This is a genomic window from Pseudoalteromonas sp. '520P1 No. 423' (assembly GCF_001269985.1).
In the GTDB taxonomy this organism is placed as follows: domain Bacteria; phylum Pseudomonadota; class Gammaproteobacteria; order Enterobacterales; family Alteromonadaceae; genus Pseudoalteromonas.
On the sequence record NZ_BBZB01000001.1, the window covers coordinates 977,832 to 989,766 of the forward strand.

7 protein-coding genes are annotated in these 11,935 nt (G+C 35.8%); all 7 read left to right on the forward strand.

All coding sequences use genetic code 11. The features are described from left to right. Positions 1 to 37: 37 nt before the first annotated feature. Complete coding sequence (locus tag PSA_RS04535; protein ID WP_042150762.1) at positions 38 to 1,207, forward strand: nucleotide sugar dehydrogenase; 1,170 nt, start codon at positions 38 to 40, stop codon at positions 1,205 to 1,207. Between the two features lie 28 nt (positions 1,208 to 1,235). Then, positions 1,236 to 2,252: a UDP-glucose 4-epimerase GalE gene (gene galE / locus PSA_RS04540; RefSeq protein ID WP_042150764.1), complete on the forward strand. Its 1,017-nt coding sequence runs from the start codon at positions 1,236 to 1,238 to the stop codon at positions 2,250 to 2,252. Between the two features lie 1,135 nt (positions 2,253 to 3,387). Further along, a complete protein-coding gene (gene leuA, locus PSA_RS04545; RefSeq protein ID WP_042150765.1) occupies positions 3,388 to 4,935 on the forward strand; it encodes a 2-isopropylmalate synthase in 1,548 nt (515 codons plus the stop codon). Positions 4,936 to 4,940: 5 nt separating this feature from the next. Next, positions 4,941 to 6,020, forward strand: coding sequence for a 3-isopropylmalate dehydrogenase (gene leuB, locus PSA_RS04550; protein ID WP_042150767.1), 1,080 nt, complete (start codon positions 4,941 to 4,943; stop codon positions 6,018 to 6,020). A 635-nt stretch (positions 6,021 to 6,655) separates the two neighbouring features. Then, positions 6,656 to 8,056 carry a 3-isopropylmalate dehydratase large subunit gene (gene leuC / locus PSA_RS04555; RefSeq protein ID WP_042150769.1) on the forward strand — a complete coding sequence of 467 codons (1,401 nt, stop codon included), beginning with the start codon at positions 6,656 to 6,658 and terminating at the stop codon, positions 8,054 to 8,056. Then, positions 8,056 to 8,679: a 3-isopropylmalate dehydratase small subunit gene (gene leuD / locus PSA_RS04560; RefSeq protein WP_042150771.1), complete on the forward strand. Its 624-nt coding sequence runs from the start codon at positions 8,056 to 8,058 to the stop codon at positions 8,677 to 8,679. Before leuC ends, leuD begins: the two co-directional genes overlap by 1 nt. A gap of 1,669 nt (positions 8,680 to 10,348) precedes the next feature. Next, positions 10,349 to 11,482 (forward strand): hypothetical protein, encoded by a 1,134-nt coding sequence (locus PSA_RS04565; RefSeq protein ID WP_157575739.1) that lies wholly within the window; start codon positions 10,349 to 10,351, stop codon positions 11,480 to 11,482. Positions 11,483 to 11,935 lie beyond the last annotated feature (453 nt).

Consider the following 11,935-nt stretch of genomic DNA (forward strand, 5'->3'; position numbering starts at 1 on the left):
TTAGTAATAAAATTAAAAATAAGTAAAGGAATATAAAATGAAATTAGCAATAGCCGGGACTGGCTATGTAGGTTTGTCGAATGCAGTATTATTAGCGCAAAACAATGACGTGATTGCGGTTGATATAATTCAAGAAAAAGTAGATTTAATTAACGATAAAAAATCTCCTATTTCTGATGTTGAAATTGAAGACTTTTTAGCAAATAAAAGTCTTAACTTAACTGCGACTACAGATAAAAACTTGGCCTATAAAGATGCTGAATTTGTAGTAATCGCAACGCCTACTGATTACGACCAACAGACTAACTATTTTAATACCAATTCAGTTGAAGCTGTTATTAAAGATGTTATTGCTATTAATCCTAATGCGGTAATGATTATTAAGTCGACTGTACCCGTTGGTTTTACTAAAAAAATAAAACAACAGTTCAATTGTGAAAATATATTATTTTCACCTGAGTTTTTAAGAGAAGGTAAAGCCCTTTACGATAACCTTCATCCATCCCGTATTATCGTAGGTGAAGAGTCTGAACGTGCACGCACATTTGCAAACTTGTTAGTGCAAGGTGCTGTTAGGCTTGATATTCCCGTTTTATTAACTGACTCAACGGAAGCTGAAGCAGTTAAGTTATTCTCTAATACTTATTTAGCGATGCGTGTAGCTTACTTTAATGAGCTAGACAGCTATGCTGAATCTCATGGTCTAGATACACAGCATATTATTGATGGTGTTGGTTTAGATCCGCGTATCGGAACACATTACAATAATCCGTCTTTTGGTTACGGTGGTTATTGTTTACCTAAAGATACAAAGCAACTTCGTGCTAATTATAAAGATGTACCTAACTCTTTAATTGGTGCCATAGTTGATGCTAATACAACACGTAAAGATCATGTTGCAGAGTCTATTTTAAAACGTAACCCACAAGTGGTTGGTGTTTACCGTTTAATTATGAAGTCAGGTTCTGATAATTTTAGAGCATCAGCCATTCAAGGTATTATGAAACGCATAAAAGCGAAAGGTATTAAAGTTGTAGTGTTTGAACCTGAGTTAAAAGAAGCTGAGTTTTTTCACTCAGAAGTGATGACTGATTTAAATGAATTTAAAAAAGTATCTGATGTTATAGTTTCTAATCGTATGTCTGCTGATTTAGATGATGTTGTTGAGAAAGTATATACAAGAGATTTATTTGGTTCTGACTCTTAATTCTTTAGGCCTTAATTAAGGATAAACTATGTCAATTTTAGTTACAGGCGGTGCAGGCTATATAGGCTCACATACTGTTTTAGAATTATTACAACAAGGTGAAGATGTTGTTGTTGTTGATAATTTAGAAAATTCATCGCAAGAGTCATTAAAGCGTGTTGCTGAACTGGCTGGAAAGGCCTGTACTTTTTATCAAGGTGATATTTTAGATAAAGCCTTTTTAGATTCGGTTTTTGCAAAGCACTCAATTAATAGTGTGGTGCACTTTGCAGGTCTTAAATCTGTTGGTGAGTCAGTTGCTAAACCTGTTGAGTACTATCAAGTGAATGTACAAGGTACGTTAACTTTATTAGATGCAATGCGTGATGCTAATGTATTTAAATTGGTATTTAGCTCATCTGCTACTGTTTATGGTGATCCTGCAAGCTTACCTATTAAAGAAGACTTTCCTGTAGGTGGTACTACAAATCCATATGGTACATCTAAATTAATGGTTGAAATGGTTTTGCAAGATGTTGCTAAATCAGATGAACGTTGGTCTTTTGCTATTTTACGTTACTTTAATCCAGTTGGCGCTCATGAGTCAGGTTTGATTGGTGAAGATCCAAATGGCATACCAAATAACTTATTACCTTATATTTCACAAGTTGCTGTTGGTAAGTTAAAAGAGTTAGCTGTATTTGGTGATGATTATGATACTAAAGACGGTACTGGTGTACGTGATTATATTCATGTTGTTGATTTAGCTATAGGCCATTTAAAAGCGCTTACTAAGATTGATTCAGAATCAGGTGTACATGTATTTAACTTAGGCACTGGCAATGGTTATTCGGTATTTGAAATGCTTAAAGCGTTTGAAAAAGCCTGTGGTCATGATTTAGCTTATAAAGTAGTGCCTCGTCGCCCTGGTGATATCGCAGCCTGTTATGCTGCTCCTGAAAAAGCATTAGCAGAGTTAGATTGGCAAGCTGTTCGTGGTTTAGATGCCATGATGGCCGATGCTTGGCGCTGGCAAAGTAAAAATCCGCAAGGGTATGGTTCTTAAAGGCTAGGTGCTCAGAAGGTACAGGTACTAGGAAAAGACTAGGTGCTAGGGAAAAGCCGCCCTCTAATTTCGTCGTTCCCGAGTTGTTTTATCGTAATCTATAGCGATATTAAGTAGTTTAGAGTCGAGGTTTAAAACCATTAGGCTAAAGCCTAACCTACAAAGATATTTGTGAGGTTGCGGGGGATTTTAATGGTTTCGCGATTTTGTAGGTGAGGCTTTAGCCTTACTTGATATTTAGATATAAAAAAGATCTCCGATAAAACACTTCGGAGATGACGAATGTCAAGGTTGTGATTAATTTACAACTCATGTCATTCCCGAATTGTTGTATCGGGAATCTCATCACTAGAGCTTAAATGTATAATAAAAGTCAAAACCAGACCCCCGATAAAGCTTACCGCGACTTGCTAAAGCCCAACCTACAAAGATATTTGTTAGGTTGCGGGGGACTTTAATGGTTTCGCGATTTTGTAGGTGAGGCTTTAGCCTTACTTGATATTTAGATATAAAAAAGATCTCCGATAAAACACTTCGCAGATGACGAATGATTGTTTTGAGTGGTTTTATCGGGAATCTATGCCACCGAAGTAGACATTAAAACAAGATCTCCGATAAAGCTTACCGCGTAGGTGAGGTTTCAGTCTTATATAAAACCCCTCATCTAAAACTCTTAACATCAAACCAAAACCATTAGGCTAAAGCCCAACCTACAAAGGTATTTGCTGGGTTGAGGAATTTTAATGGTTAACTGATTTAGTATATTTATTTCATATATTTGTTAACTTGATGTTTACTTGTCATTTAAATTCGAATGTGTGAATAATTAATTCTTATATTTGCATTATATTGAATTTTAATTCCTTTGTACGCTGTTTATTTCAAATTTTAAAGTATAAATTATGCTTGCTCATTATGTTTAATGGTGATAAAAATAGCATCATAATTTAATCATTAATTAAATAGCTGAATTTAACGATGCAAAAAACACTTTTAATTACACTACTTCTAAAACTGGAGCTCTTACAAAGAGTTTGCGGGCGTTAGTGTATTTGCATCAAGTAATACAAAAAAACCCCGCATAGATTGCGGGGTTTTTTTTTGAATTTAAAGTAATAGGGTTTGAGGTGATAGTATGAGCGATAAAGTTTGGATTTTTGATACCACATTAAGAGATGGTGAACAGGCACTAAAAGCCAGCTTAACTGAAGATGATAAACTACGTTTAGCACATACTATTAGCCGCCTGAATGTTGATGTGATGGAAGTGGGTTTTCCTGTTTCTAGCCCTGCAGACTTTAATGCCGTGAAACGTATTGCAACAGAAGTAAAAGGTCCTGTGATATGTGGTTTAGCACGTGCAGTGGCTAAAGATATTGAAGCATGTGGTGAAGCATTAAAACCCGCAGAAAAAAGCCGTATTCATACATTTATAGCTACTAGCCCATTACATTTAGAACATAAATTAAAAATCTCCTTAGATAAAGCCATTGAAATGGCAGTTAAATCAATTAAGTTAGCATTAACTTACACTGAAGATGTTGAATTTTCTTGTGAAGATGCAGGTCGTACACCGCATGATGATTTATGTAAAGTGGTAGAAGCTGTGATTGATGCTGGTGCTACTACTATTAACTTACCTGATACTGTCGGTTATGTTACACCAGATGAATATGCATTGATGATCAGCTATTTAATGGCTAATGTACCAAACATTGATAAAGCACGCTTAAGTGTGCATTGTCATAACGATTTAGGTTTAGCTGTTGCTAACTCTATTGCTGCAGTTCAAGCAGGTGCACGTCAAATTGAATGTACTGTAAATGGCATAGGTGAACGTGCTGGTAATTGTTCGTTAGAAGAAGTTGCTATGATTATGCAAATGCGTAGCGATCACTTAGGTGTGAATTGTGATATTCAAAGTGAAGAAATTTATCATGCATCTCGTCAAGTAAGCCAAATATGTAATATGCCAGTGCAGCCAAATAAGGCGATTGTCGGCGAAAATGCCTTTGCCCATAGTTCGGGTATTCACCAAGATGGTGTATTAAAAGCGCAAAATACGTATGAAATTATGGCACCAGAAACAGTAGGTGTGCCAAATAATAAGTTGAATATGACTTCTCGTTCTGGTCGTCACGTAATTCAGCATAGATTAACTGAATTAGGTTACCAAGAAGGTGATTATGATATGGATACCTTATACCAAAGTTTTATCGCTTTGGCTGATAAAAAAGGCACAGTCTACGACTACGATCTTGAAGCCATGATCTACTTTAATAAAATCTCAGATAATAATGATTATTACCAACTTGAGTTCTTAAATACCACAACTAACTCACAAACCGTAGCCAGTGCTACTGTAGGCTTAAAAGTGAATGGTGAATTATTTACTCAAGCAGCGACAGGCGATGGACCAGTAGAAGCCGCTTATACCGCAATGAAAAACATCACCCAAATGAATACGCAAATGCGTCAATACCACTTAGATGCAACAGGTAAAGGTGAAAACTCATTAGGCCAAGTTGATATCATCACAGAATATCAAGATCGCCAATACCATGGTTCAGGTTTAGCATCGGATGTTGTTGAATCATCGGTTCGCGCCATGATCCACGTATACAACTTAATTAATCGTGCACAGCAAGTTATGTGTTTAAAGCAGCAGAAAAAAGCAGGATAAGAGAAATGACGACTCAAAAAGAATTTAATATTGCAGTTTTAGCCGGGGATGGCATAGGTCCTGAGATCATGAATGCAGCAGATCAAGTACTTGATGTTGTATGTAGTAAATTTAATTTAAAGCTTAACCGTGAACACCATGCAATTGGTGGCGCTGCAATTGATAAGTTTGGCAAAGCATTACCAGAATCGACTTTAGCTGCATGTGATAACGCAGATGCCATTTTATTTGGTTCAGTAGGTGGTCCAAAGTGGGCTGATTTACCACCACAAGAGCAACCTGAACGTGGTTCTTTATTACCGCTTCGTAAACATTTTAACTTATTTTGTAATTTACGCCCAGCACAGCTATTACCAGCTTTAAGCGCTGCATCACCACTGCGTGCTGATATCAGTGAAAAAGGTTTTGATATTTTATGCGTACGTGAATTAACAGGCGGTATTTACTTTGGCGAAAAAGGTCGTTCAGGCGAAGGCGAGCAAGAGTTTGCATTCGATACACAAAAATACTCTCGTTTCGAAATAGAGCGTATTGCTAAATTTGCTTTTGAAGCAGCTAAATTACGTAGTAATAAAGTGACTTCGGTAGATAAATCTAATGTATTAGCTTCAAGTATTTTATGGCGTGAAGTGGTTACTGAAGTATCTAAAAGTTACCCAGAAGTTGAGCTTGATTATATTTATGTTGATAACGCTGCAATGCAGTTAGTTAAAGATCCAGCACAATTTGATGTACTTTTATGTGATAACTTATTTGGTGATATTTTATCTGATGAATGTGCCATGATCACAGGCTCTATGGGTTTACTGCCTTCAGCTAGTTTAAACCAAACAGGTTTTGGTTTATATGAGCCCGCTGGTGGTTCAGCTCCTGACATTGCAGGTAAAGGCATTGCAAACCCAATTGCACAAATTTTAAGTGCAGCATTAATGTTACGTTATTCTCTTAAACAAGAAGAAGCGGCTCGTGCAATTGAAAAGGCAGTAGCAGAAACTGTTAAAGCTGGCATTGGCACGCAAGATATTTATCCAAACGAGCGTTACACAACAAGTGATGTAGCAGCGGCGATCGTTGAGAGAATTTAAGTTATCTGTTAGATAAATGAAATTAACGATGTGATAACTAACTATAAAATCCGTCATTCCCGAGGTGTTTTATCGGGAATCTCGTTTGTTGGAATCGAGATTTTAAATAAAGGATCTCCGATAAAAGCACTCGGAGATGACGATGTTAGTTTTTTGTAGGCTGGGATTTATCCGCGCAGCTATAAAATCCGTCATTCCCGAGGTGTTTTATCGGGAATCTCGTTTGTTGGAATTGAGATTTTAAATAAAGATCTGCGATAAAAGCACTCGGAGATGACGATGTTAGTTTTTTGTAGGCGAGGATTTATTCGCGTAGCTATAAATTCCGTCATTCCCCAAGTGTTTTATCGGGAATCTCGTTTGTTGGAATTGAGATTTTTAAGTAAAGATCTGCGATAAAAGCACTCGGATATGACGGTGTTAGTTTTTTGTAGGCGAGGATTTATCCGCGTAGCTATAAATTCCGTCATTCCCGAGGTGTTTTATCGGGAATCTCGTTTGTTGGAATTGAGATTTTAAATAAAGATCTGCGATAAAAGCAATCGGATATGACGGTGTTAGTTTTTGTAGGCGGGGATTTATCCGCGCAGAAAGCAATAAAGTATTCAGATAAAAATTTTGGGGCGAAATAAGTAATGGCACACACTTTATATGACAAAATTTGGCAGTCGCATACTGTCACAGCAATCAACGATGAAACAGATTTATTATATATAGATAGACATTTAGTACATGAAGTGACTTCTCCACAAGCATTTTCAGGGCTGCGTGAACAAAACCGTCCAGTGAGAAGAACAGATAAAACATTTGCGACTATGGATCATAATATTTCGACCAAAGTTCGTAAAATATCAGCAGCAAGCGAAGTGGCGCAAAATCAGTTAAATGCTTTAACAGATAACTGTAAGCAGTTTGGCGTACCGCTTTATGATTTAAACTCGATAGAGCAAGGTATCGCTCATGTTGTAGGTCCTGAGCAGGGCATTACTTTACCTGGTACAACAATCGTATGTGGTGATAGCCATACATCTACTCATGGTGCATTTGGTGCACTGGCTCATGGTATTGGTACATCTGAAGTTGAACATGTTTTAGCAACTCAAACACTACAGCAGAAAAAAGCACGTTCTCTTAAAATTCAAATTGATGGCATTTTAAAGCCAACGGTTACTTCTAAAGATTTAATCATGGCGGTAATTGGTGAGCTAGGTACTGCTGGTGGTACAGGTTTTGTTGCAGAGTTTTGTGGTACTGGCATTGAAGCGCTTTCGATGGAAGCGCGTATGACGTTATGTAATATGAGCATCGAAATGGGCGCAAAAGCAGGTTTAATTGCACCGGATCAAACAACATATGATTATTTAGAAGGTCGCCCATTTGCACCTAAAGGTGATGATTGGCAGGCGGCTGTTGAGTATTGGTCAACTTTAGCATCAGATGAAGGCGCAGAGTTTGATCATGTTGTGGTAATGCATGCTGATAATATTCAACCACAAGTTACTTGGGGTACTAGCCCTGAGCAAGTAATTGGCATTGATGAGATCATTCCAGATCCAGATAAAGAAACAGATCTAATTAAAGCTGATGCCATTCGCCGTGCACTTGCCTATATGGATTTACAGCCAGGTCAGGCAATTGCAGATATTGCAGTTGATGTTGTATTTATTGGTTCATGTACTAATAGCCGAATTGAAGATTTACGTGCTGCAGCGCAAATTGTCGAAGGCAAGCAAGTTGTAAATGGCATTGAAGCCTTGATTGTTCCAGGTTCTGGTTTAGTTAAAAAACAAGCTGAAGATGAAGGCTTAGCTGATATCTTTAAAGCATCTGGTTTTGAATGGCGTGAGCCCGGTTGTTCTATGTGTTTAGCAATGAATGACGATAAATTAGAAGCTGGTAAACGTTGTGCATCTACTTCAAATCGTAATTTTGAAGGTCGTCAAGGTCGTGGTGGTAGAACTCACTTAGTAAGTCCTGCAATGGCAGCAGCAGCAGCTGTTTATGGTAAATTTGTAGATATCAGAGGAGAAGCATAATGACTGCAAGTAATGAAGTTTATCACTCAGGTTTATTAGCGCCTTTAGATAAAAATAATGTAGATACTGATCAAATTATTCCTAAGCAATTTTTAACATCAACGAGTCGAGATGGGTTTGATGCAGCTCTATTTTATGATTGGCGTTATCTAGATAATGGCGATCAAAATCCAGATTTCATTTTAAATGAAGCCTGCTATCAAGGTGCGACTGTATTATTAACTCGTGACAACTTTGGTTGTGGTTCATCTCGGGAACATGCGCCTTGGGCATTAAAACAGTATGGGTTTACTGTGATTCTTGCTGAAAGTTTTGCAGATATCTTTTTTAATAACTGTATGAATAATCAAATGTTAGCGATTGCTTTACCAGAAGCTACTTTAGATAAGTTATTTGCCATTAGCGAACAATGTTTTGCGGATAAGCAAGATATTCAGATTAATGTAGATCTACAAAATCAGCAATTGATCAGTGATAAATTTGAGCCAATCGACTTTGATATTCGTCCTGATATTAAACAGCGTTTATTAAGTGGTTTAGATTTTATTGGTGTGACTGAAACATTTAATCCACAAATTGATGCATTTGAAGCACAACTTAAAAAACAGCGTCCTTGGCAGTAAAAGAAAGTTATCACTAATCGATCATATGTCATCTCCGAAGCGTTTTATCGGAGATCTGGCTTTAGTTTTTAAGATCAAGGGATGAGATTCCCTATAAAACACTTAGGGAATGACGGAGATTAGGCTTGCTATCACTCTTTCATATGTCATCTGCGAAGTGTTTTATCGGAGATCTGGCTTTAGTTTTTAAGATCAAGGGATGAGATTCCCTATAAAACACTTAGGGAATGACGGAGATTAGGCTTGCTATCACTCTTTCATATGTCATCTCCGAAGCGTTTTATCGGAGATCTGGCTTTAGTTTTTAAGAACAAGGGATGAGATTCCCTATAAAACACTTAGGGAATGACGGAGATTAGGCTTGCTATCACTCTTTCATATGTCATCTGCGAAGTGTTTTATCGGAGATCTGGCTTTAGTTTTTAAGATCAAGGGATGAGATTCCCTATAAAACACTTAGGGAATGACGGAGATTAGGCTTGCTATCACTCTTTCATATGTCATCTCCGAAGTGTTTTATCGGAGATCTGGCTTTAGTTTTTAAGAACAAGGGATGAGATTCCCTATAAAACACTTAGGGAATGACGGAGATTAGGCTTGCTATTACTCTTTCATATGTCATCTCCGAAGCGTTTTATCGGAGATCTGGCTTTAGTTTTTAAGAACAAGTGATGAGATTCCCTATAAAACACTTAGGGAATGACGGAGATTAGGCTTGCTATCACTCTTTCATATGTCATCTGCGAAGTGTTTTATCGGAGATCTGGCTTTAGTTTTTAAGAACAAGGGATGAGATTCCCTATAAAACACTTAGGGAATGACGGAGATTAGGCTTGCTATCACTCTTTCATATGTCATCTCCGAAGCGTTTTATCGGAGATCTGGCTTTAGTTTTTAAGAACAAGTGATGAGATTCCCTATAAAACACTTAGGGAATGACGGAGATTAGGCTTGCTATCACTCTTTCATATGTCATCTCCGAAGCGTTTTATCGGAGATCTGGCTTTAGTTTTTAAGAACAAGTGATGAGATTCCCTATAAAACACTTAGGGAATGACGGAGATTAGGCTTGCTATCACTCTTTCATATGTCATCTGCGAAGTGTTTTATCGGAGATCTGGCTTTAGTGTTTAAGAACAAGGGATGAGATTGCCTATAAAACACTTAGGGAATGACGGAGTTTAGGCTTGCTATCACTCTTTGATATGTCATCAACAAGCCCGGGAGAAATAATTTGAAATACGTTACATCAATCAAGTACCAGGGGGAGAAAAATAAACCGAACAAGGAAAAGATTCGGTTTATTAGGTTCAAAGTGATTAATTGTGTACGTAGTAAGGATGACTACACAACAAAAATAGCATTAAATTAATTTTTATCAATTATAAATCCCTATAACGCATTTTAAGCCTATCAAACAAAACCTAAAAACTTCTAATAAAATAATATATTGAATGACAAAATTTAATAGTATAGTTTATGCTTTACTACTGCATTTACGAAATCATAAAAAACGGTTCAAAAAAGCCGAATAATTCATACCTTATTAGGCTTTTTTATATCTAAAATAAATAAGTAAAATTATGATATTTAATAAAAAATCACTCTTAGCTTCAGTATCTCTTGCCGCGTTTCAATTTAGTTCAGCGTAAACGCGTCAGCATATACTTTGTATTTTAAATCTTTTCAAAATTTTCAAATTCCTAACCGTTTAATAGACCGCATCGCTTTAAGCTTCCTAATATTCTTAGGTATATCATTTAACTCTTCGGCTGAGGAATGTTATTCAGTTACCCCTCCTATAGAAATGAATGGAAGTTTTTCATTCATTGAAAATTATCAAGGCTCTATTTTTGAGCAGGACTTAGTTTTTGATAGTTTCACTAGCTTTAAAGAAGCATCAGAAAAAATATCTCAAGTATTAATGACTCAAGAAAATACGGTTACTATCTTTGCTTCAATAGATGCTAGAACTATCTTGGATAAATCATGTGAAATTAAGCAATATTTCACTGAATCACATCCAAACTTAAATGTGTTACGAGTTAATGTTGATAATGATACATACAAAATTAACAATCCATCTGCTGTAGAACTTGGTTATGATGAGTTTTTAAAAATAATAGATGAAATTACTGAAATGAAAACATCTTCGGGTAGAATGAGCAGAAGTTATAGGCCTAGTTCAAGAATGGAAGTCATAACTATTTCGGCTTATTTAGATGCTAGAAACAAAAAAAGATATCCTTATTATTTATACAATATGTATTTAGAAAATAAATATGGTTTATCAAAAGGAAGACAAAAATATTTAGATTTTTTAGGTCTTAAAGGAATAGATACTTTAGCTAAATTAAGAGAAAGAATGAGAGAAAGAACCCCTCAAGAAGAGCTTGAAGAAGAAATTGAGGCTCTAAAAATTATAAAAGAAAAACTTGAAGGAATTGCTAAGCTGCACATGGAAAGACATATAAATAAATTAAAAGGAAAATTAAAAAAAATTAAAATAAATAAATGTATAAAAAATAATTATGGTGAATCCTATGAATTGGCATCATTAGCTAGCCCTTTATCATTTACAGCTGTCTCATTAAATGTACTTAGTGATGCAATTCTTGATGGATTAAAAGACTCATCTACTAGAGATTTATATGGAAGTAAAAAAAGATTTGAAGGTGCATTAAGAAAAGTGACAACTTTGAAGCAGTTTAAATTTTTGTTAAAGGCTAATGGTTTTATAGGAAGTTTTGCGGCAGGGTATCAATTCGGAGCATATAATTATTGTAGAAAATTAAGTGGGTAAGGATTTTATGGTTATTCGAGTTTTAGGTTTTTTTATAGGTATAGCTTTCGTTTTTTTTGGTATCGAACAATTGCTTTTGGATTTTTTTAAGTACAATTTATGGGAATCTTTTGGGTATATTAATTATATACTAATGGGATGTTTGTTTATTGTATATGCTTTCACTAAGCAAAATATAGCTGAAATAATAGTTATTAAAATGATAAAAATTTACCATAGTGTAAGCAAATAAATGTAAGAAAATAAACAAAATGGGAATTTTTACACTAGAATTTAGATTACTGTTAATTGAGAAGGGTGTAGTTCTTTTGAATCGACGGGTTTCAAAAAACAGCTAATCATAGCTCCTTTGTTTCGATTGCCTTTTGTGGAAATCCCAATAGTCATTAAAATTTCCACTTGATTATTATGAACAAAGTAGTCAGAGCCATCAAGCTACACTATTGAAAATAA